Annotated in this window: 19 protein-coding genes and 1 tRNA gene; 3 read left to right on the forward strand and 17 right to left on the reverse strand. The window is 63.6% G+C overall.

Features of this window, described 5'->3' with window-relative positions; all coding sequences use genetic code 11:
• Position 1: 1 nt before the first annotated feature.
• The 3 genes from ASR47_RS22845 to ASR47_RS22855 form a co-directional block, all read right to left on the reverse strand.
• Complete coding sequence (locus tag ASR47_RS22845) at positions 2–1,171, reverse strand: GGDEF domain-containing protein (protein WP_065310099.1); 1,170 nt, start codon at positions 1,169–1,171, stop codon at positions 2–4.
• Between the two features lie 34 nt (positions 1,172–1,205).
• Positions 1,206–2,057, reverse strand: a complete 852-nt coding sequence (locus ASR47_RS22850; protein WP_065310100.1) for an MOSC domain-containing protein — start codon at positions 2,055–2,057, stop codon at positions 1,206–1,208.
• A gap of 119 nt (positions 2,058–2,176) precedes the next feature.
• A complete protein-coding gene (locus ASR47_RS22855; protein WP_065310101.1) occupies positions 2,177–3,271 on the reverse strand; it encodes a type II asparaginase in 1,095 nt (364 codons plus the stop codon).
• A gap of 151 nt (positions 3,272–3,422) precedes the next feature.
• Between ASR47_RS22855 and ASR47_RS22860 the strand changes: the two genes are divergently transcribed.
• Both ASR47_RS22860 and ASR47_RS22865 read left to right on the forward strand, forming a co-directional pair.
• Positions 3,423–3,797: a hypothetical protein gene (locus ASR47_RS22860; RefSeq protein WP_065310102.1), complete on the forward strand. Its 375-nt coding sequence runs from the start codon at positions 3,423–3,425 to the stop codon at positions 3,795–3,797.
• On the forward strand, positions 3,794–4,618 hold the full coding sequence (locus ASR47_RS22865) for a MipA/OmpV family protein (RefSeq protein WP_065310103.1): 825 nt from the start codon (positions 3,794–3,796) through the stop codon (positions 4,616–4,618). Before ASR47_RS22860 ends, ASR47_RS22865 begins: the two co-directional genes overlap by 4 nt.
• Before the next feature lie 76 nt (positions 4,619–4,694).
• On the opposite strand, the gene ASR47_RS22870 is transcribed toward ASR47_RS22865, so the two are convergent.
• Genes ASR47_RS22870 through ASR47_RS22880 form a run of 3 tightly spaced genes read right to left on the reverse strand, consistent with a single transcriptional unit; the run spans position 4,695 to position 11,254 of the window.
• Complete coding sequence (locus tag ASR47_RS22870) at positions 4,695–5,327, reverse strand: hypothetical protein (RefSeq protein WP_150127942.1); 633 nt, start codon at positions 5,325–5,327, stop codon at positions 4,695–4,697.
• Positions 5,327–9,520, reverse strand: a complete 4,194-nt coding sequence (locus ASR47_RS22875; RefSeq protein ID WP_065310105.1) for a two-partner secretion domain-containing protein — start codon at positions 9,518–9,520, stop codon at positions 5,327–5,329. Before ASR47_RS22875 ends, ASR47_RS22870 begins: the two co-directional genes overlap by 1 nt.
• Positions 9,521–9,580: 60 nt before the next feature.
• On the reverse strand, positions 9,581–11,254 hold the full coding sequence (locus ASR47_RS22880; RefSeq protein ID WP_065310317.1) for a ShlB/FhaC/HecB family hemolysin secretion/activation protein: 1,674 nt from the start codon (positions 11,252–11,254) through the stop codon (positions 9,581–9,583).
• A gap of 324 nt (positions 11,255–11,578) precedes the next feature.
• Between ASR47_RS22880 and ASR47_RS22885 the strand changes: the two genes are divergently transcribed.
• Complete coding sequence (locus ASR47_RS22885; RefSeq protein ID WP_065310106.1) at positions 11,579–13,267, forward strand: PAS domain-containing hybrid sensor histidine kinase/response regulator; 1,689 nt, start codon at positions 11,579–11,581, stop codon at positions 13,265–13,267.
• A 122-nt stretch (positions 13,268–13,389) separates the two neighbouring features.
• On the opposite strand, the gene ASR47_RS22890 is transcribed toward ASR47_RS22885, so the two are convergent.
• The 11 genes from ASR47_RS22890 to ASR47_RS22940 form a co-directional block, all read right to left on the reverse strand.
• Positions 13,390–13,776 (reverse strand): type II toxin-antitoxin system VapC family toxin, encoded by a 387-nt coding sequence (locus ASR47_RS22890; protein ID WP_065310107.1) that lies wholly within the window; start codon positions 13,774–13,776, stop codon positions 13,390–13,392.
• Positions 13,773–14,018 carry a type II toxin-antitoxin system Phd/YefM family antitoxin gene (locus ASR47_RS22895; RefSeq protein WP_065310108.1) on the reverse strand — a complete coding sequence of 82 codons (246 nt, stop codon included), beginning with the start codon at positions 14,016–14,018 and terminating at the stop codon, positions 13,773–13,775. Before ASR47_RS22895 ends, ASR47_RS22890 begins: the two co-directional genes overlap by 4 nt.
• 65 nt (positions 14,019–14,083) lie before the next feature.
• Positions 14,084–14,626 (reverse strand): DsbA family protein, encoded by a 543-nt coding sequence (locus tag ASR47_RS22900; RefSeq protein ID WP_065310109.1) that lies wholly within the window; start codon positions 14,624–14,626, stop codon positions 14,084–14,086.
• A 178-nt stretch (positions 14,627–14,804) separates the two neighbouring features.
• Complete coding sequence (gene ychF / locus ASR47_RS22905) at positions 14,805–15,896, reverse strand: redox-regulated ATPase YchF (protein ID WP_065310110.1); 1,092 nt, start codon at positions 15,894–15,896, stop codon at positions 14,805–14,807.
• Between the two features lie 200 nt (positions 15,897–16,096).
• Complete coding sequence (gene pth, locus ASR47_RS22910) at positions 16,097–16,681, reverse strand: aminoacyl-tRNA hydrolase (protein ID WP_065310111.1); 585 nt, start codon at positions 16,679–16,681, stop codon at positions 16,097–16,099.
• A 115-nt stretch (positions 16,682–16,796) separates the two neighbouring features.
• Complete coding sequence (locus ASR47_RS22915) at positions 16,797–17,402, reverse strand: 50S ribosomal protein L25/general stress protein Ctc (protein ID WP_065310112.1); 606 nt, start codon at positions 17,400–17,402, stop codon at positions 16,797–16,799.
• Between the two features lie 172 nt (positions 17,403–17,574).
• On the reverse strand, positions 17,575–18,525 hold the full coding sequence (locus tag ASR47_RS22920; RefSeq protein ID WP_065310113.1) for a ribose-phosphate pyrophosphokinase: 951 nt from the start codon (positions 18,523–18,525) through the stop codon (positions 17,575–17,577).
• Positions 18,526–18,669: 144 nt separating this feature from the next.
• Positions 18,670–18,746 (reverse strand) — tRNA-Gln (locus ASR47_RS22925).
• 77 nt (positions 18,747–18,823) lie between these two features.
• Complete coding sequence (gene ispE / locus ASR47_RS22930; RefSeq protein ID WP_065310114.1) at positions 18,824–19,708, reverse strand: 4-(cytidine 5'-diphospho)-2-C-methyl-D-erythritol kinase; 885 nt, start codon at positions 19,706–19,708, stop codon at positions 18,824–18,826.
• Entirely contained in the window at positions 19,705–20,337 is a 633-nt protein-coding gene (locus tag ASR47_RS22935; RefSeq protein WP_065310115.1) for an outer membrane lipoprotein LolB, read from the reverse strand. The genes ispE and ASR47_RS22935 overlap by 4 nt, the downstream gene beginning before the upstream one ends.
• Positions 20,338–20,434: 97 nt before the next feature.
• Positions 20,435–22,204, reverse strand: a complete 1,770-nt coding sequence (locus ASR47_RS22940; protein ID WP_065310318.1) for a tetratricopeptide repeat protein — start codon at positions 22,202–22,204, stop codon at positions 20,435–20,437.
• Positions 22,205–22,244: the final 40 nt, after the last annotated feature.

Below are 22,244 nucleotides of genomic sequence, written 5' to 3' on the forward strand. Positions count from 1 at the left end.
GTCAGGCCGAGGCGCTGACAACCAGGTTGCGCCCGCCCGCCTTGGCCTGATACAGGGCCTGGTCGGCATGCGCCACCAGCTGCTGCGCCACCATTTCAATTGGCAGCTGGTCCGATTGCGACGGCAGGCTGGCCACGCCGATCGATACGCTGACGGACGCGTGCGCGGCGCCGGACAGTTCGAACGGCGCGCCGGCGATGCTGGCGCGAATGCGCTCGGCCACCAGGGTGGCGCTGGCCAGGTCGGCGTCGATCAGCAGCACGACGAACTCCTCGCCACCGAAACGCCCCAGCGCATCGGAACGGCGCAACTCATGACGGATGCGAGCGGCCACTTCGCGCAGCACTTCGTCGCCGCCCTGGTGGCCGTGGGTGTCGTTGACGCGCTTGAAATGGTCGATATCGATATACATGCAGGCGATGCAATATTGCTGGCGCCGCGCGCGGGCGATTTCTTCGAGCAGGCGCCGGTCGATATAACGGCGGTTGTAGACGCCGGTCAGCGCATCGGTCAGGCCGATATATTTCAGCATTTCATTGCTGATCACGTTTTCCAGGCAGATCGCGATAATCGACGCCATATGCTCGATAAAATCCGTGCCCAGCGCCGGCGTAAAGCGCGCCGCGTCGCTGCTGGCCAGGTTCAGGCTGCCGATCAGCCGCTTGTTGCGCAGCAAGGGCACCAGCGCCACGCTGCGCAGCGCGACCTCGCTGGCCGGAAAGCGCGGGCCGTGCACGGCCGCATCGAACGGGCCCAGCAGCGGCAGGGGCGGCGCGCCCTCGGCCGCCGCCATGAAGCCCAGCTCGCCAGTGTGGTGGACGAACAGCATCTGCGGAAAGGCGCTGAAATCGACGCCCAGCTTTTCCATCACCACCAGGATATCGTCGCCCTCGTCGACCAGGCTCAGAGTGACGCCGTCGAGCCCGGACACCACGGGCAAGGTACGAAAGATGGTGCCGATCAGTTCGGGAAAAGTGGAAGCGCCGACAATTTCCAGGTCGAATGCCTGGTGCCGGCCCATGATGTCGTGGTTGCGTTCGAGCTGCTCGACCAGATAGGCCAGGCGCGCACGCAAGGCCTGGTTTTCCGCTTCCAGGCCGCTGATCGAGGCGGCATGGCTCCTGGCATCGCTGCCCTGCTGGCCTGACACTGGCGATATCGGTTGACTCATATAAACCTCAAACCCTTCTGTGCGGCCGCTACGCTTAAAACGCCAGGTCGAAACCGACTTCCTGGCCCACCACGATGCGCTCGTCACCGCCCCTGGTGACGATGGCGTTCATGCCAAAGCAGATCGCGCCATCGAGCTCGGGCTTGGCGCGGTAGGCGCGCATGACATCGAGCGGGTCCGGCCCCGGCACGCCCGTGGCCTGGTCGACCGACGGTATCGGGCAGCGCGGACACGGCTTGACCGGTTTCAGGGTGGTGGCGCCAAACTGCAGCGCGTCGGCATAATCTTCCTCGAAAGCGCCGATGCCGTCGAGTACCAGATTGGGGCGGAAGCGGTTCATCGGCAACGCCGCGCGGCCGGCCGTGCGCAGCTTCTCGTTCACATCGCCGAGCGAGGCCACGCTGGCCACCAGCAGCGGATAGCCGTCGGAAAACAAGGTGGGCGCGGCAATCCCGCCGGTCCAGCTGGTGCCGGTAGTGCGCACCACGTCCGGATGAAAACGCACCAGCCGGCAAGGCGTGCCGATGGCATTGGAAAACCAGGTGGCCGTCACCTCGTCGCAATCATAGGCGCGCACCGCTTCGTCCCACAGGCTCACCTCCAGCATGGGCGCCTGCTGCGGGTGCGGCAGGCCCAGCTCGATTTCCAGGGGCAGCATGCCCGGCGCGCGCAATGCCAGCGTGGCGGCCTTGATGGCCGGCACGATCAGCGCCATGCGCGGATACTCGCGCTGGGTCAGGAAACGGCCTTCGGCGTCGACCACCATCCACTCGCGGTCATACACGTGTTCGCTCATCAGGCCGCAGTCCGTCAGCACGGCCTCGCGCAGGGCGATGCCGGCGCACGATTTGATGGGATAAAGGGTAATCTCGGACAGGATAGCCATGCGCCACGGGCAGTGCCGCAGCCGCTGCCGATTCATTGTTCAGGGGCGAAGTATGGCAGCAAAGCGGGCCAGCGTAAATCTGCCTGACAAGGCAAAAGGCAGGCCAGCCCGCTCAAACATCAATAGGTGTAGAAAATACGCTGGATTTCCTGGGTGCTATTGGTCTTGGTCAACGCCAGCATCAGCAGGATGCGGGCTTTTTGCGGGCTCAGGGTGTCCGATACGACGCTGTCGAGTTCGTCGTCATTGGCTTCGCCATTGCGCGCCACGATGCCCTGGCCGACGCGGCTCGATCGCACGATCAGCACGCCTTTCTGGCGCGCTTCGACCAGCGCCGGCTTCATTTGCGCGGCCACGCTGCCATCGCCCACGCCAGCGTGGATGATGCCCTTGGCGCCGGCGGCAATAAAGGCGTCCATGCCGATGCGGTTCATGTTGGCGTAGCCATACACGATGTCCACTTGCGGCAGGGAGTCGAGCTTGCTGATGTCAAATTCCGATTCCAGCGTGTGCTTGCGCGTCGACTGTCGGTAAAAGTAAGGCTTGCTGCCCTGGATATAGCCGAGCATGCCCAGTTCGGTCGACTTGAAGGTGTCGGTGGTCGAGGTATTGGTCTTGGTCACTTCGCGCGCCGCATTGATCTGGTCGTTCAATGCCACCAGCACGCCCTTGCCGACGGCTTCCTTGCTGCCGGCCAGCATCACCGCGTTGTACAGGTTGATCGGGCCATCGGCCGAGATCGCCGTCGATGGCCGCATCGCGCCGACCACCACCACCGGCTTGTTGCTCTTGACGGTCAGGTTCAGGAAATACGCGGTTTCTTCGATGGTGTCGGTGCCGTGCGTGATCACCACGCCGTCCACATCCTGCGAGGCCAGCAGCACATTGATGCGCTTGGCCAGGGTCAGCCAGTGTGCATTGGTCATGCTTTCGCTGGCGATCTGGAAGACCTGCTCGCCTTTCACGTTGGCCACTTTCTTCAGTTCCGGCACGGCCGCGATCAAACGCTCGACACCCACGGTGGCCGAGGTATAGCCCACGGTGGTGGTGCTGTCGGCGCCGCTGCCGGCGATGGTGCCGCCGGTCGCCAGGATCACCACGTTCGGCAATTTGGCGGTGGCCTGCTGCGCGCGCGCGGGCGCGGTGGCGACAAAGCTCATCATCACGGTGGCCAGCATCAGCTGTGCACAAGATTGGAATTTGCGTGAAAACATGGTACTCCTGTTGGTAATATGAAGAAAGTAACAAAGTGGTGCGTAAATTATATGCCATCAACACACCCTTGCAGCATGATTTTGCAAGTGACAACCGTGCGCGCCCGCCAATGCGCTACAGTAGTCTCATTCCGACAACTTTTGTCACACCATGCCTGTGCTGATCGCCCGCCTGCGTTTGATCGTCCTGCCCTGCCTGCTCGCGCTGGCCGCCTGCGCCACCCAGGCCGAGCTGCGCATGGCCGCGCAGCAGGAACAATGGGCGAACGAGGCGGCCAGACAAGGCCAGTGGCCGCAGGCACTGCGCACGTATGAAGATGCGATCGACAATGTCGAACTGGGCCATGGGGACATGAGCTGGCGGGCGCGGCTGCATCAGCAGGCCGCGCAGGCCGCCCGTGCCGCCTGCCGGCCAGATGCGGTGGAGCATCATCTGCGCAGCGCCGCCGCGCTGTGGCAGCGGGCCGGGCAGGCCGCGCCTGCGGCGCCACCGTCAATGGAGCCATCTTGCGGAGCACGACCATGATCAGGACTGTGACACTGCTGGCGATGACCGGCGTGGCGCCGGCGCTGGCCGCCGAACCGGCACTGCCGTTGTGGGAAGCGGGCGTGTTTGGCGGCACGGCCGTCACGCCCGCCTATCCGGGCGCAAGCGAAAGTTCGACGCGCACCCTGGCCCTGCCCTACCTGATCTATCGCGGCGAAGTACTGCGCGCCGACCGCTCGGGCGTGGGCGCGCGGCTGCTCAACACCGACAACACCGAATTCGACGTGGGCTTTGCCCTGTCGCTGCCGGCCAGGTCCGATGAGGTGCCGGCCCGGCGCGGCATGCCGGACCTGGGCACCCTGGTGGAATTTGGCCCGCGCCTCAAAATCAAGCTGGCCGCACCGTCGCCGAACAGCCGCGTGCGGCTGGAACTGCCGCTGCGCGCCGTGATCGAAGCGCGCGGCGGCCTGCACCGCCAGGGCGCCACCTTCGAGCCGCGCCTGGCCTACACGCTGGCCGACCCGCAGGGACGCTGGCATGTGGATACCGCCCTCTCCGCCGTGCTGGGCAATCGTGGCATCAACGATTATTTCTATGGCGTCGGGCAGCAATTTGCCACCGCTGCGCGCCCCGCCTATGCGGCGAAAAGCGGGCTGATGCTGACCCGCCTTGGCCTGGGCGGCTCCTACCTGCTGCACCGCGACTGGCGCGCGTTTGCCTTTTTACGCTACGACAACTACGCCGGCGCCGCCAACCGCGACAGCCCGCTGCTGCGCCAGAACAGCGGCACCTCGGCCGGCATCGGGCTGATGTGGACGTGGCAGCGTTCCAGCCGTCCGGCATGGGGTGGCGAGGAATAACCAGAAACTCAGTTGCTGGCCTTGGACTAATGACCTGGGACAAGCACGCGTACGCATATCCGAAGCAAGGCAGGAATTATCGATAGCCAGGGAAGACCGTGCTCGCCGGCCGGGTTTCTGGAAGGATATATACGATGCCATCGGACTGCTTGAACGCCGGGCTGACGACGCCCTGGTAAAACTTGGGCGGCACATTGATGCAGCCATACGAGATGCGGTTGTCGAGCGGCGTGGCGCTGGCCAGGCGCTGCAGACGCTGTTCGCGCGGATTGCTGGTAACCACCGGATGCAGGGAAATGGCGGCGTCGTAATCGACCCACAAGATTTCGCCGCCGTGCAGATTATGGCCCAGCGAGGCGACAAAGCGCCCGGCCGGTGTGGTGCGCTCCTCGGGCCGGATATCGGCCAGCTTGCGCGTGCCGATACCGGGCGCCGAGTCGTCTCCCGACGACTGTCCCAGCAAGGCGGCCGAGGCGCCGCGCAGGCTGCCGTCGGCATGGAAGACAAACACCTTGGCGCCGTGCTTGTCGACGATGACAAATGGCAGCTTGCCGTTATCGCCGGAATCAACGATCCAGTCCGCCAGCTTGCTCGCTTCGGCAGACGCCGGCTCCAGCTTGAAGTCGGCCCGCCCCCCGGCCGCCAGCGCGCAAGGCGCCGCAGCCAGGGCGCCCAGGGCCAGCAGCATGCCACCCCATCGCCCAGCCATCAGTTGCGATCCTGTTTGCGCGGATGCACGATCGGCACATACGGGGCTGGCGGCGCTTCAACCGGCGTGACCGGCGGCGCTGGCGGTGCTGGTGGCCTTGCGACCGGCGCCGGCGGCAACACCGGCGGCGGCAGCGCGAATGTTGTACCAGGCGGCAAGGTCGGCGGCACCACCACCAGCGTCGTGATCGGCGGCGGCGCAGGCGTCACATTATTCGGCGGCACGACCACCGGCGGTACTTCCCTTGTGGGTGGCACCAGGACTGGCGGCACGATCACGACCGGTGGCACGACCACGGGCGGCACGACCACCACAGGTGGCGTCACCACAGGCGGAACAACCACTGGCGGCACCACCACAGGCGGCGTCACCACAGGCGGAACGACCACTGGCGGAACAACCACAGGCGGCGTCACCACAGGCGGAACAACCACTGGCGGAACAACCACTGGCGGCGTCACCACAGGCGGAACAACGACCGGCGGAACAACCACCGGCGGCGTCACCACAGGCGGAACAACGACCGGCGGCACCACCACAGGTGGAACAACCACTGGCGGAACAACCACCGGTGGCTCGACTACTGGCGGTACCACTACTGGCGGAACAACGACCGGCGGTACCACCACAGGTGGAACAACCACGGGCGGAACAACCACCGGTGGCTCCACTACTGGCGGTACCACTACTGGCGGAACGACCACCGGCGGCACTACCACAGGTGGCACAACCACGGGCGGGTCGACCACCACCGGCGGCACGACGACCGGTGGCACAACTACCGGTGGCACAACTACCGGAGGCTCGACCACCGGCGGTATTACCACAGGTGGCACGACTACAGGGGGATCAACCACCACCGGCGGGGCGACGATCACTGGCGGCACGACTACCGCAGGGATCACGGCCAGTGCGCCAGTCACGTAGGTAATCGCATAATTCGACGGCGTAAAGCTGCCGCCCGCTGCATTGCCGGGCGTAATCGCGTACGGTCCGGGCGCGGCGGCGTCCGCGGCGGCGCCGGGGCTGGTGCCGATAACGCTGCCGATGCTTTCGCCGTTTTGCAACGCGCTCGAGGTAAAGCCGCTCAGGTCCGGCGTCTCGCCAAACGCCTTGGTGACGTTATTGGCGGTGATGCTCAACGGCGCCGGCGTGACCACCAGCGCGCCATTGACATAGCTGATCGCATAGTTCGATGGCGTAAAGGTACCTCCCCTGGCATCGCTTGGAATGATGGGGTAGGCCCCCGGCACCGGTGCGGTGGCCAGCGTGCCGGCGCTGGTCTCGGTAACGCTGCCGATGGTCTCGCCATTTTGCAGCGCGGTGGAAGTAAAGGCGGACAAGGTCGGCGTCTGGCCATAAACCTTGCTCGCGTCCGTCGCCGTGATCGTCAGCGCCGCCGGCGTCACCGCCAGCGCACCATTGACATAGGTAATGGTGTAGTTCGACGGCGTGAAGGTGCCGCCGCCGGCGGCGCTCGGCACGATGGCGTATGGGCCGCCGGCGACCGGCGCGGTGGCGGCGGCGCCGAGGCTGTTTTCAGTCACATTGCCGACCGTTTCGCCGTTTTGCATGCCGGTAGCATCGAACTGCGTCAGCACCGCCGTCTGGCCGTACACCTTGCTGACACTGGTCGCCGTCACCGTCAGGGGAGCCGGCGTGATGTTGGCAGTGGTGGACGCGGTCCCATTGACCGTGTAGTTGCCGGCGTTGGCGCCGGTCAGTCCCAGGCCGGTGCCCTGCACCGCCTTGTTGTTGCCGACATTCTGGTCGGCAAAGGTAGCCGAGCCGCCGGTATAGCTGACGCTTGCCGTATCGGCAGGCAGCACGCCATTCAAGCTGCGGCTGGTGATGTCGGCACTCTGGTTGCCGTCATAGACCTTGTTGGCCGCGCCAATCGAGCCGACAATGGCCAGCGCGGTAATGTTGGCCGAGCTGCTGCCGCTGCCATTGCCGAACAGCGCGAAACGCGCCACGTCGGCGCCGCCCAGGTTATAGCCACTGTAGGCAACAGCCTTGCCGGTGCCTACATTCTTGTCGCTGAAGGTGGCGATGCCGGGCACCAGGGTGACGTCGCCGCCGGCGCGCGGATCGGCAATAAAGCCCAGGCTGGCGCCATTGGTGGCGTTATACACCTTGTTCTCGGCGCGGGCGAAGACCCAGGCGCGCGCGTCGAGCGCGCCGACCACCTTGGTGCCGTACGCAGCGATCTCGGCGGCCGTGTTGGCATAGCCGTTCGGATTGAACAGGATCACCGTGTTGGCGCCGCTGACCTTGCCGATGCCGGCGAACACCACGGTGCCGCCGGATACGCCGGGGCCGGTGCCGTCATTGTCGGCACGCAAGGTCACCTGGCCGCCATCGGCGCTGACCGCGCTGTTGATGGTAATGGTGTTGTCGGCGATCATGCTCAGCGAGCCGCCGCCATTCGCGCTGAGCGCGCCATTGATATCGATATTGTTGGTCGCGCGCATGGCGGTGGAACCGCCGCCGTCGGTCGTCAGGGCGCCATCGATGACGATGTTGCGTCCGGCGTCCAGGCTCACTTGCGAACCGCTGCCGCTGGCCGTGATGGCTGCCGCCGAATTGAGCACCACATCGTTGAGTGCGATCAGCTTGATGCCGGAACCGGCCGTGCTGGCGGTAATTGCCGCATTGACCAGCACGTCGTGGCCGGCGTTCAATTCCAGCGTTTGCGGCGTGGTCCAGGTCAGCGCGCTGCCGACCGTGATGTCATTCGTGGCGGTGATGACGCGGTTGCTGCTGGCCAGGCTCTGGGCCACCTGCGCCGGCGTTTCATCGCCGCCTGCCAGCGCGATCGTGTAGTTGACCGGATCGAGCAGCCAGGTGCCGGTCTTGCCTTGCGGCGCCAGCGTGTTGACGTAGGCGCCGTCGCCGCGCACCACGGTCTTGCCCGAGGTTTCAATCAGGCCGCCATTGCCGGACTGCGCACCGCCGCGCGCCGTCAGCGTGCCGCCGAACGAGGTCGTGCCATCGGACCAGACGACGATCTGGCCGCCATTGCCGCGGCTGAGCGCATCGGCCCGCACCACCGCGCCGCGCTCGACGCTGGTGGACAGGGCGTGGGCTTCGGCGCCCTTGCCCTGGTAATTGCCGCCGATCAGCACCGTGCCGCCGCCGGCGTCGCCGGAAGCGTCGATGGCCGCCGTGCCGGTCAGCGCAATGTCCTGGCCCAGCACGGTGACCTGGCCACCGCGCTGCCCTGCGCCGCGGCCCGATGCATCGAGCGTGCCGGCCTGCATGACGCTGCCGCCGGCCGTATCGCCGAGCAGGCGGATCACGCCGTTGTGGTTTTCCAGCGTGCGGGCGCGTATCACGCCGCTATTGTTGACGGCGCTGCCCAGCAGGCTGCCGGCGCCTTGTGCGCTAAGCATGACCTGGCCGCCGTCGGCCTGGATCAAGCCGCCGTTTTGCGCCAGCGCGCCGAGGGCGCCGCGGTCGACAGTAACATTGAGCAACTGGCCGCCCAGCACATCGAGCGTGACGGCGCTGCCGGCCGCCAGCGCCACCATGCCGCGGTTGGCGACGATGCTGCCCTGGTTATCGACCTTGCCGCCGACCAGCGCCACATAGCCGCCATCGGCCGCAATCGCGCCTTGGTTGACGATGGCGCCATTGCCGTTGCCGCTGAACTGATAGCGCCCGGCCATGAAATCGCCGTCGCTCAGGCCCAGGGTCGAGCCGACCAGGCCGCCCACGTTGACCGACGCGCCCTTGCCGAACAGGATGCCGTTCGGATTGATCAGGAATACCTTGCCGTTGGCGCTGAGGTTGCCCAGGATGCTGGATGGATCGCTGCCGATGACGCGGTTCAGCGCCACCGAATTGCTGTTCGGCTGCACGAACTGCACGCTTTCGCCGGCGGCGATATTGAAACTCTGCCAGTTGATCGCCACGTTCTGCGTCGATTGATTGATCACCATGCTGCCTGGGCGGGTGGTGTTGATGGTGGCGCCGCCGGCGGTCACGGTACCGGCGGGCGGCAGCGCATACACATTGGCGCCGAGCGCCATCATCAGCGAGACCGACAAGGTCTTCAGGGCGAACATGGCGCCGCTGGCGGTGCTGCCGCGCACCGAGGACGAGGCCTTGCCGGCGCTGCTGGTGTTTTCGGAAACGGCGACATAGGCGCCGGTCTTTTCATTCCATATCGAGCGGTAAATGTGGTTCATGGTGTCTCTCTGTTCTGTATCGGGCGTAGTGGATGGGGTTGTGCGTGGATGGCCGCGGGCTTAGAAATACTTCACCGCCTGGATCCAGAAGCGTCCGCCCTTGTCCGGGGCCGAGGTGGCCACGGCGCCGCCCAGCTTGTGCGCGTAATACGTGCGCACCACGAAATCGTTGTTGTTGGCCCAGCTCAGGCCAACGCCGGCGCCACTCAGGGTGCGCTTGTTGTCACCCGCCGCCCATTGGTTCTTGTTCAGCGATACGGTGCCGGTATCGACAAAACCGATCAGCTGCATCTGCCCCGGCATGCTGGCCGTCAGCGGTGGCAGACGCAGGCGCGCTTCCAGGTTCAGCACATAGCCCTGGTCGGCATACGCCTCGCCTTCCGGATAAGCGCGCACGCCGTTGACGCCGCCCAGTTCCATGCGTTCGGACACATCGAGGTTTTTCGACGCCAGCTGGCCATTGACGGCCGCATACAGCGACACCGTATCGCTGACGTTTTGCAGACGCGTCGCGCTGAAGGCCAGCTTGCGGTAGCCGCCGTTGCTGCGCGCCGTCAAGCCATCGAAGGCGCGCACGTCGGCCGTCCGGATGTCGAGGTCGCCTCTGGTCAGCGCCAGCGCATAGTTGCTGATGCCACCGCCGCCAAGATTGTCGCGGTGGTCGCCAAACAGGCCGATGGTGGCGGCGCGCACTTTTTTATCATTGACGATGGACGCCACCTGGACCTTGTCCTGGAAAGTCTTGTCGTCATACGACAGCTGCGCGTACAGATTGCTGTCGCGCGAACGGATCAGCGGATAACTGCCGTAGATGCCGGCGATTTTCGCCGTGCCCCTGGCGTCGAGGCGGTCGAATTCCTTGCCCAGCTTGTAATCGAGCCGGCTGTAGGCGGCGCCTACCGTGGCGCGGCCCACCTGCAGCTGGTACGAGGCGCGCGCATATTTCAAGCCGTCGCCGGAAGTGAGCACGCGCAGGCTGGCGACGTCGCCCAGGCCGAACGGCTGGTTCAGGTTGACGGTCGCGCCGATGCGGTTTGCGCCCGTGTAGCGGCTGCCGGCATTGTCGGCGTCGATGCTGCCGGTGACGCGCTGGCCGGGCTGGACATCGACCAGCAGGTCGGAGGTGCCGGGCGTGGCGCCAGGCGCAAGGGTCGACTTGACGACCACGCCAGGCAAGTCCGACAGCAGCAGCAGGCGCTGCTCCAGCGGTTCGCGCATCACCGTGTCGCCGCTGTCTATGCCGGCCAGCAACGCCCCGACCCTGCCGTCGGACATATTGGTCTGGTTCTTCAGGCCGATCTGGCCATATTGCCCTTCCAGTACCGCAATGGTCACCTCGCCTTCGCGGATATCCTGCGCCGGCAAATAGGCCTGGGCCACAAAATAGCCGTTGCGGCGGTACTCCTGTTCGATGCTCAAGGCCATGGCGTTCAGTTCGGCCACCGTCAGCGCGCTGCCAGGCTGGAATCCTGTCAGGGCCAGCAGCGCCGCTTCCGTATAGGCCACGGCGCCCGTCACGCGCAAGCGCCTGACCTCGATGCTGGCGCTGGACGCTGGCGCGGCCGCCACCGGCTCCGCGCTTTGTTCGATGCGCAGGCGCGGCGGCTCCTGCTGCGGCGCCGGTGCGGGCGGAATCTGGCGCAACTGGCTGCCGGCGCTCGGTACTTGCTGCGCCAGGGCGATGCTCTGCGTGAGTGCCAACACGGCGAATGGCAGGAATTTGATATTGGACATGCTGGCCTCGATTTGGATATTCTGTGAACGGTAAAATTTCATAAGGCTGATATTGCCTATTGGAAAAATGAAACTCTGCCGGTTACCGCACATAGGAATTCTTGCGCGATACGGCAAAAAAACCGGCAGAACGCGGCCGGCTGGCGCTCCTGGGCCTGTCAGACGCGCGCAGCGATGAAAAGATTTTTGCTAAAATGTATTTTGTCATGTGATTTTGCAACATAGACAGCAGCGTCTTTCACAAGACAACAGCGCCTGTCGCTCAACAATGTGCAACCCGCCTGTCTGACCGGATATGGCCGTTGCGAACCAAGGGCAGTAAGCATGAACGACATCTACCGCGCCGGCGCCGCCGCGCGCGCAGCCCGGCCTGCGCTCCTGCAAACGGGCGTATTGCAGGAGGCCATCTTCAGCAGTCCCTATTTTTCCTGCATCGCCACCGATGCCCAGGGCGTGATCCAGCTGTTCAATGTCGGCGCCGAGCGCATGCTGGGTTATCAGGCGGACGATGTGATTGACCGGATCACGCCGGCCGGCATTTCCGATCCGGCCGAGGCCATCGTTCGCGCCGCCGCCCTCTCGCGGCAATTCGATACGCCGATCAGCCCAGGTTTCGAGGCGCTGGTCTACAAGGCCTCGCGCGGCATCGAAGACAACTATGAACTGACGTATGTGCGCAAGGACGGCAGCCGCTTCCCGGCCATCGTGTCGGTCACGGCGCTGCGCGATGCCAGCGAGACGGTCATCGGCTACCTGCTGATCGGCACCGACAACACCGTGCGCAAGCATGCGGAACAGGAGCGCGAGCTACTCAATCGCGTGCTGAGTGACAATAGTGTCGAGCTGGAAAACGCGCGCGCGCAAGCGGACAAGGCCAACCGCGCCAAGTCCGAATTTTTGTCGAGCATGAGCCATGAATTGCGCACGCCGCTCAACGCGGTACTGGGCTTTGCCCAGCTGATGGCGTCGGACACGCCGCCGCCCAGCGCCTCGCAGCAACGCTCGCTGGACCAGATCCTCAATGGCGGCTGGTATCTGCTGCGCCTGATCAATGAAATTCTCGACCTGTCGATGATCGAATCGGGCCGGGTCGCCATGTCGCGCGAAGCGATGGCGCTCACCGAGGTCTTGCGCGACTGCCGCGCGATGATCACGCCGCAGGCGCAAAAGCGCCATATCACGCTGAGCTTTCCTTCGCTGGCCCAGCCGTTCTACGTGCATGCCGACCTGACGCGGGTCAAACAGGTGGTCATCAATCTGCTGTCGAACGCGATCAAATACAACCGCACCGGCGGCAGCGTGCTGGTGGAATGCCAACAGCATGGCGAGCGCGTGCGCCTGAGCGTGCGCGACACGGGCAATGGCCTGAGCGCAGAGCAACTGCAACAATTATTCCAGCCGTTTAACCGGCTGGGACAGGAAGCCGGCACCGAAGAAGGCACCGGTATCGGCCTGGTGGTCACCAAGCAACTGGTGGAGCTGATGGGCGGCACGCTGGGGGTGGAAAGCGAAGTCGGGGTCGGCACCATGTTCTGGATCGAACTGGCGGCCTCTTCGGCGCCTGCACTGCAGCTCGGCGAGCATGGCGTGGACATCCGGGAACCGTTGGCCGAAGCGCCGTTCGATGCGCCGCGCCGCAAGGTACTGTATGTGGAGGACAATCCGGCCAACCTGATCCTGGTCGAGCAATTGATCGCCCGCCGCAGCGACCTGGGCATGCTCAGCGCCATCGATGGCCACCTCGGCATCGCGCTGGCGCGCCAGCACCAGCCCGACCTGATCCTGATGGACATCAACCTGCCCGGCATCAGCGGCAGCGAAGTGCTGAGCTTGCTGCGCGCCGACCCGCTGACGGCGCACATCCCCGTCATCGCCCTGTCGGCCAACGCCCTGCCGCGCGACGTGCGCAAAGGCCTCGAGGCCGGCTTCCTGCGCTACCTGACCAAGCCGATCAACGTACCGGAGTTCATGGAAGCGCTCGACACGGCGCTCAGCCTGACGACCGCGTCATAGCCTGCCCGAGATGCCAGAAACAAAAAACCTCGCCGACTGCGAGGTTTTTTTGTGCCTTGAAAAGCACCTGGCGCATCAGCGTGGCGTTACCAGCGTACTGATGAGCAGAAGATGCGGATGGTTCATACCCTGCGCACAGGGCCTGGATATTGCGCAAGCAAGGCGTCAGCCGTCAGCAAGGTGATGCCTTCGACCGTTGCCTGGGCTACCAGCATCCGATCGAACGGGTCTTTATGGATAGGCGGCAAGCCCTCGATGGCGACGGCGTGCTCGCTGATGATGGGCAACTCGCTATAGCCATTGTCCAGCAGCGCGCGGCGCAATACCCGAGCGTCAGCCTGAAAGTCGACACGGCCCAGACCATGTTTGATCGAGATTTCCCACAGACTGGCGGCGCTGAAAAACAGCTCATTGCCAGCGTCTTCGATCAAGGCCAGCGCAACTGGACTAATACGGCCTGGATCGCCTGCCGCCCACAGCAGCAAGTGCGTGTCGAGCAACAACTTCATGCATCACCGCCGAACAGCGCGGCAATTTCCACGCTTCCCATCGTGTCGAAATCATCCGGCACGGTGATCTGGCCGGCAAGAAAACCAAGCCGCTTCTTCTGACCCGCCGCTGGCGCATCGAGTGCCATGACCTTGACCAAGGGCCGGCCCGCCTTGGCGATAATAAACGATTCACCGTTGGCGGCCTGATCGATAAGCCTGGACAAATGCGTTTTGGCCTCGTGTATATTGACTGTTAACATACTGAACCTCAATCAAACTAAGTTCACTTAGTCTAGTCATCTTTCATCAGCAATGCAAGTTTCTTTCAGTTATCACCCAAAGCGGCGCGCACCGCCTGTTCCAGCTGTTCAAGCCCGAACGACACATCGACCGGCTGGTCGTTGAGAAAAAAGCTCGGCGTGCCGCGCAGGCCCAGCTGCACGGCCGCCGCATGGTGTTCGCGCACGCGCTGCAGATACAGATGGTCGTTCATGTCGGCATGGTAGCGCGTCATGTCGAGCTCGATTTCCCCGGCGTAACGGGTCAGCGCGGCTTCCTTCAGATGCTGCGGCTGGCGAAACAGCGCCGCATGCATCGCCCAGAACTTGCCTTGCGCGGCGGCCGCTTCCGACGCTTCGGCCGCCAGCTCCGCATGCGCATGGGCAGCAGCATCGGGAAAGTGGCGGAATACGAAGCGCAGCCTGTCGCCATAGGTGTCGACCAGATGGCGCGTCAGCGGCTCGGCCTGCGCGCAGCGCGGGCATTCGAAGTCGCCGTATTCGACCAGGGTCAGCCTGGCTTCAAGGTTGCCGGTGGCGTGTTCGGCGGACGACAGTCCGGCAATATCGGTATCGGTATCATTGGTCATCAAGACTCTCCCTGCCGCGCGGGGCGGCGACTGTCAGTGTCAGTACATGGATTGACTATAAACCCATTGCCCATCAGAAGGTCGCGCCGTACAAATGTAACAATGCCCGCCGGCGCGAGGCGCGGGCAGGCATTGTTCAAACCAGGCCGGTGTCAGGCAGAGCCCGGCACCGCCATCATCAGACGTTGAACAGGAAATTCAGCACATCGCCATCCTTGACCACATATTCCTTGCCCTCGGCGCGCATCTTGCCCGCTTCCTTGGCGCCGGCTTCACCCTTGTAGGTGATGAAGTCGTCGTAGGCGATGGTCTGCGCGCGGATGAAGCCGCGTTCGAAGTCGGTGTGGATCACGCCGGCCGCTTGCGGGCCGGTGGCGCCGACGGGGATGGTCCAGGCGCGCACTTCCTTGACGCCGGCGGTGAAGTAGGTTTGCAGGCCCAGCAGTTTGTAGGCGGCGCGGATCAAACGGTCCAGGCCTGGCTCTTCCATGCCCATGTCGGCCAGGAAAGCGCCCTTGTCGGCGGCGTCCAGGTCGGCGATTTCCGCTTCCATCGAGGCGCAGATGGCGACGATCGGGGCGTTCTGCGATGCCGCGTAGGCGGTCAGCTGGTCCAGCAGTGGGTTGTCGGTGAAACCGCTGTCCGAGACGTTGGCAACAAACATGGCCGGCTTGGCGGTGATCAGGCACAGCGGCTTGATCAGCAGCATTTCGTCGGCGTCCAGGCCCATCGCGCGCACCGGTTTGGCGTCGTTCAGGTACGGCATCATGCGTTCCATGATGGCCAGCAGCTTGGCCGCGTCCTTGTCGCCCGAGCGGGCTTTCTTGTTTTCGCGGTGAATCGCTTTTTCCACGGTGCCCATGTCGGCCAGCGCCAGTTCGGTCTGGATGACTTCGATATCGTCGAGCGGATTGATCTTGCCGGCCACGTGGATGACGTTGTCATCTTCGAAGCAGCGCACGACGTTGACGATGGCGTCCGTTTCGCGGATATGCGACAGGAACTGGTTGCCCAGGCCCTCGCCTTTCGACGCGCCAGCGACCAGGCCGGCGATGTCGACGAACTCGACGATGGCGTTGACCATGCGTTCCGGCTTGACGATGGCGGCCAGCGCATCCATGCGCGGGTCCGGCACTTCGACCACGCCGACGTTCGGCTCGATGGTGCAGAAAGGATAGTTTTCAGCCGGGATGCCGGCTTTCGTCAGCGCATTGAACAGGGTGGACTTGCCGACGTTCGGCAAGCCGACGATACCGCATTGGAGACTCATGAAAAACCTTTAATTATCAAAGCACAGCGGTCAAAGCAGCCGTTGATCGGCGTGCTGGCGGTGCTGTTAGGAAAAATGGTGGTCGTGCGACGATTCCGGTGGTCTGGACAACGACATTCAGGACGTCATTGTACCCCTGCCCGCTGCGTGGCAACAGCTTTGACGCACCGCCCGGGCTGGTGCGCCATCGGTTTGCAACATCATGCCGTATGCAACTTCATGGTGGCGGCCTCGAACTTGCCGTCGACGATCTGCGGCATCACCAGCAGCGACTTGTCAATCGCCTGCTCGATCAGCTCCTGGTCTTCGCGGCGCGGACGGTGCAGCACGAAATCGGCCACCTGCTGCTGCAGGTTCAGGCTGCGCGGATGGCCGATGCCCAGGCGCAAGCGCCAGTAATCCTGAGTGCCGAGCGCGGCCGTGATGTCTTTCAGGCCATTGTGGCCGCCGGCCGAGCCGCCTTTTTTCAGGCGCGCGATGCCGGGCATCAGGTCCAGTTCATCGTGCACCACCAGCACTTCGTCGGCGGCGATCTTGAAAAAGCGCGCCAGCGCGCCGACCGACTGGCCGGAGCGGTTCATGAAGGTCAGCGGTTCGAGCAGCCACACGTCCTGGCCGTTGATCGAGGTCTTGGCCAGCATGGCGTTATAGCGCGAGTCGCGCTGCAAGCGCGTGCCGGGCAGGCTGTTGGCCAGGTTGTCGACCAGCCAGAAGCCGGCATTGTGGCGCGTTTGTTCGTATTCGGGCCCCGGGTTGCCGAGGCCGACGATCAGGCGGATGGGCATGGCGATGTCTGCAGTAAAAAGAACGATTATCGTTGAAAACAGGCAGAAAAAAACCCGCCGGAGCGAGCCAGGCGGGTTTTTCCTTGGTGACTACCGCCTTGCGGCGGCGGCACGATTACTTCTTGTCGGCTTCGGCAGCAGCTTCGGCTTCGGCAGCAACGTGGCCAGCCGGTACCGATGCGGTAGCGATGGTCAGGTCAGCGCCGTGAGCAACAACGGTCACGCCTTCTGGCAGAACCAGGTCGCTTGCGTGCAGCGAGTGACCGACGTCGATGTTCGACAGGTCAACGCTGATGAATTCTGGCAGCTTGCCTGGCAGGCACGATACTTCGATTTCGTTGGCAACGTGGCTGATGGTCGCGCCGTGCAGTTTGACTGCTGGCGAAACGTCGGCGTTTTCAAAGTGCAGCGCCACTTTCACGTGGACAGCTTGCTTGGCATCAACGCGCTGGAAGTCAGCGTGCAGGACCAGTTGTTTGTATGCGTGGACCTGGAAGTCGCGCAGCAGCACTTGCTGGGAAACGCCGTCGATTTCCAGTTCCAGGATCGACGAGTGGAACACTTCTTTTTTCAGCGCGTGGTACAGGGCATTGTGGTCCAGGGAAACCAGGACCGGGCCTTCGGAACCACCGTAGACGATACCAGGGGTTTGGCCGGAATTGCGCAGGCGGCGGCTCGCTCCGGAACCTTGCAATTCGCGTTTGAATGCGATAACTTTCATGTGAAACTCCAAATAAAACAAGACTCACGTCTTGTGTGATGAAGACTCCCGCGACCAGGAGACTTCGGAAAATGGGTGCGGATGCACCCGGAAAACCACTAAAGCAGCGGCGCGGCCGGTTCGAAAACCGGTCGCGCCGCTGGTCTTACGTTGTTTACTACCGCTGACCGTATCAGTCGATAAACAGGGAAATGACCGAATCGCCCTTGATGATGCGCTTGAACGTCTCGGCCAGCAGCGGCGCGCACGTCAGTTGACGGATCTTGCCGCAGGCCAGGGCCGCTTCGGACAGGGGAATCGTGTCGGTCACCACCAGCTCGTCCAGCGACGAGGCCGAAATACGGTCGATCGCCGGGCCGGACAGCACCGCGTGCGTGCAATAGGCCACGACTTTCTTGGCGCCGCGCTCCTTGAGCACTTCGGCGGCCTTGGTCAGGGTGCCTGCGGTGTCGACCATGTCATCCATGATCACGCAGTTGCGGCCTTCGACTTCACCGATGATGTTCATCACTTCGGACACGTTCGCCTTCGGGCGGCGCTTGTCGATGATGGCCAGGTCGCAGCCCAGGCGTTTTGCCAGGGCGCGCGCACGAACCACGCCGCCTACGTCCGGCGACACGACCAGCAGGTCCTGGTAGTTTTTCTTTTGCAGGTCGCCCAGCAAGATCGGCGACGCGTAGATATTGTCGACTGGAATATCGAAGAAACCCTGGATCTGGTCGGCGTGCAAGTCCATGATCAGGACGCGCTCGACACCGGCTTTTTCCAGCATGTTGGCAACCACCTTGGCCGAGATGGCCACACGCGCGGAGCGTGGACGGCGGTCTTGACGGGCATAGCCAAAATACGGAATCGCTGCGGTGATACGGCCGGCCGATGCGCGTTTCAGGGCGTCGACCATCAGGATGATTTCCATCAGGCTGTCGTTGGTCGGGGCGCAGGTGGATTGCAAAACAAAAACATCCTTGCCGCGCACGTTTTCGTTAATCTCGACCATTACTTCGCCGTCGGAGAATTTCGAAACGTTTGCCTTGCCGAGAGGGATGCCGAGATTTTTTGCGACCCCCTCTGCCAACGCTGGATTCGCGTTGCCGGTAAAAACCATCAGGTTTTCGTAAGCCATGGGAGTCCCAAGAGGTGATATAGAAGTCTTGAAAAGAACTGACCGGGCATGCGCCCGGTCAGTCTGTGTTATGCATGTGCCGCTTAACGGCGTGCTTCCCGTACTGGACGCCAACTTCGCATCGACAGACTACGGTGAAACGGGTGGCAGGGGAAGAAGGATTCGAACCTTCGCATGCTGGAATCAAAATCCAGTGCCTTAACCAACTTGGCGACTCCCCTACGCAACTGACTGCTTGCTGTCATGTTGGCCGGTATTATACCGACTTTTTGAAGCTAAGCAAAATCTTTTTTTCTACTTACAACATCGTGAGCAGCGGATGTTGGCTCAGCGCTTTTGCTTTCCAGGCTGACCAGACGGCGGGCACATTGCTGAGCACTTCATCTGCTTCTTCCTTGGTGGAAAACGCGCCAAACACACAAGCACCGGAACCAGTCATCCTGGCTTCACCGTAAGCACTCAGCCATTCTACCGCATCTGCTACCGGCTTGAAAAGACTGCATGCTACTTGCTGTAAGTCATTTTTTCCAAACCCGTTCGCGCTGTTGCTTTCTGCGAGGTGCCTGGAAAAGTCCGCTATTGTGACGGCTTCGGTATCCCTCGTCAAGCCTTCCGCGCAAAAAATTGCCGCGGTCGCCACTTGCACGCCCGGCTCGATCACCACATACCAGCAATCGGGCGTGGCGACGGCTTGCAAGTGTTCTCCCACGCCTTCGGCAAAGGCGTTCTCGCCAAAGATAAAAAACGGAATATCGGCGCCCAGCGGCAGGCCCAGCGCCATCAGTTCCTCGCGCGTCAAACCGCCTTGCCATAGCTTGTTCAGGGCCATCAGGGTGGTGGCCGCGTCGGACGAGCCGCCCCCCAATCCGCCGCCCATCGGCAATCTCTTGTCGATGGCGATATCGACGCCGCGCGGCAAGCTGCCCGTGCGGCGCAGCACTTCGGCCTGCAGCAGTCTGGCGGCGCGGATGATCAGGTCCTGCTCCTGCGGCACGCCGGGCAGGTCGGTGACGCGCAAGATCTGCCCGTCGTCACGCAAAGAAAAATGCACGGTGTCGCCATGATCGACCAGCTGGAACACGGTTTGCAGCAGGTGATAGCCGTCATCGCGGCGGCCATTGACGTGCAGGAAAAGATTGAGCTTGGCCGGGGCCGGGCAATTGTTGAGGGTAATCAAAGTCATGGTGCGGTGGTGGCAGGAACAGGATCGAGCACGATGCGCAGCGAGACGGCGTCGGCCTGGGCGCTGGCATTGCGCTCGGCATCGATGCGGCGCGGCTGCGGCACGGCGCCGGGCGTCGTGTCGCTGCCATCTTGCCACGACACATAGCGCAAGCGCCAGCCGTCTCTGGTGGTCACATGGTCATTTTGCGGCGAGGCCACAAAGCGCTTGCCGTCGTCGCCGACCGCATGGCCTTGCAGCCAGTCACGCAGTCCCGATACGGGCAGCGACCAGCCCAGCAGGCGCGCGCTCAAGGTATCGACGTCGGGCGCGCTGCGCGGCGGCTTGCCGCTTTGCTCAAGTACCGCTTCCTGCGGCGTGACGGCGATCGTCGCCAGGGTGCTGCCAACGGGCGAGAACAAGGTCACATCGGTGCGCTGCGCCGTTTGCTGCCAGGTGAAATTGACGGTGGCCGATTCGGGCTTGTCATTTTTCTGGTACACCACGTTCAGGCGGCCGGACAGGTCGACCTGGTCGCGGTAGGGTGCGACGGCTTGCGACGACGACGGCTGGCCGGCGGTGAATGGGAGCGTGGTGCAGGCAGACAAAGCCAGGCAGAGGGCGGCAAGTGGAAGTAGTTTTTTGGGCATGGGAATTTGGAGGAATTAACCCAAGTGCAAAGGCTGGGGTCAGACCCGGCGGGTCTGACCCCGGTCCTCCCCCGCCACTTGCCATGGGGTTTAAAAATTACAAACTGACATTCAAGCGCGCCAGTGTGCTTTTCAGTGCATCGTTTTTCGGGTCCTTCGCTTGCGCCTCGCGCCACAGCTTTTGCGCGCCGTCCTTGTCGCCCTTCTGCCACAGCACTTCGCCCAGGTGGACGGCGATTTCCGGGTCGGGGCGCACGGCGTAGGCGCGGCGCAGCGCGTCTTCGGCGGCCGGCAGGTTGCCCATGCGGTATTGCACCCAGCCCATGCTGTCCATGATGAAGGGGTCGCCCGGCGCCATCTGCAGCGCACGCTCGATCAGCGCCAGCGCTTCGGGCAGGCGCACATTGCGTTCGGCCAGCGAGTAGCCCAGCGCGTTGTAGGCGTGCTGGTTGTCAGGCGCGAGTTGCATCACGCGCCGCAGACTCGCTTCCATCTGTTCGAGCTTGTCGAGACGCTCGGCCAGCAAGGCGTAGTCGTACAGCAGTTCAGGATTGTCGGGGAAGCGCACCAGGGCGTTTTCCAGCACCGTGTAAGCGCTTTGCACATAGCCGGCGTCGCGCAGCAGCTGTGCGTCGACCAGCACGATCTGGCCCTGGGCGGCGGGGTCGTCGACCTGCGTTTCGGCCAGCGACTTGCGTGCGCCGTCGAGGTTGCCGCTGCGCGCCATCAGCTGCGCGCGGCGCAGGCGGGCGTCCAGGTAGCCGGCCGACTCCCGGCTGTCGACCTTGTCCAGCCAGGCGATGGCGCCAGGGATGTCGCCGCGTGATTCGGCGATCTGCGACAGGATCATCAGCGCCTTGAACGGATCGCGCGCGTCGCCGGGGTTCTTGTCGAGCACGCTCAGGAAACGCTTGAAATACTGCTCGGCGCCCTTGGCGTCTTCCAGCTGCAGGGAGACGATGCCCAGCGCATACAGGCCGGCCACGTTATCGGGCTGGGTCTTGAGCAGCGCCAGGAACTGGGTGCGGGCGGGCTCGAGCTGCTTCTGCTCGACCAGCAGGCGCGCATAGGCGGCGCGCACTTCGACCGCATCGGGATTTTTGGCGAGGAAGTCAGCGAGCACCCTGTTGGCCGCCTCGGGCTCGCCCGTCACCTGCGCCAGGGTCAGCACGGCCAGTTCGGACGCCGGCTTCATCCGCAGCGCCTTGTTCGCTTCGGCAACCGCGCGCTCGCGCTCGCCGATCGACAGCGCGCCCTGGGCCAGCACCAGGTGGGCTTCGAACATATCGTGATAAGGCTCCATCAGGCGCACCAGCATGGAATAGGCATACAGCTTGTCGTTGGCGCGGGCCAGGATCTGCTGCGTCTGGAACAGCGCCACGCCACGCGCATTGGGCGGCGCGGCCTCGATGCGCTGGGCAAAGATCGGCTCGGCTTCTTCGATCTTGTCGGTCAGCACCACGAAGCCGAGGAAGAACTGGGTCGCTTCATCCGAGTCCGGCGCCAGCTCGCGCCACAAACGGATGGCCGCCAGCGCTTCGCCGCCCTGTTTGGCGGCCAGCGCCATTTCGGAGGCGCGGCGCGCCAGGCGCGGGTCGCGCGTCTGCTGGGCCGCCATCATCATGGTCACGTACGGCCCCTGCCACTGGCCGTTCTTGAACTCCATCTCGGCCTTCGTCAGCTTGTACAGCAGCTCGCTGTTCAGGTCGACGTTGGGCAAACCTTCCTTGGCCCCCGCCTTGGCGTCGGCCGGGCTTTCGGCAGCGGCAGCGCTGGCCGGGGCGTCGGCGGGGACGGTGGACGTTTGCGCCATGGCATGCGTAGCCATCAGGGCGGACAAGGTTACAATGGCGAAAGCGTTTTTCAAAGGCTGATCCTGGCTGAACGGCAAAGTTTGATTCTACGCC

Source organism: Janthinobacterium psychrotolerans, from assembly GCF_001677885.1.
Taxonomy (GTDB): Bacteria; Pseudomonadota; Gammaproteobacteria; order Burkholderiales; family Burkholderiaceae_D; genus Janthinobacterium; species Janthinobacterium psychrotolerans.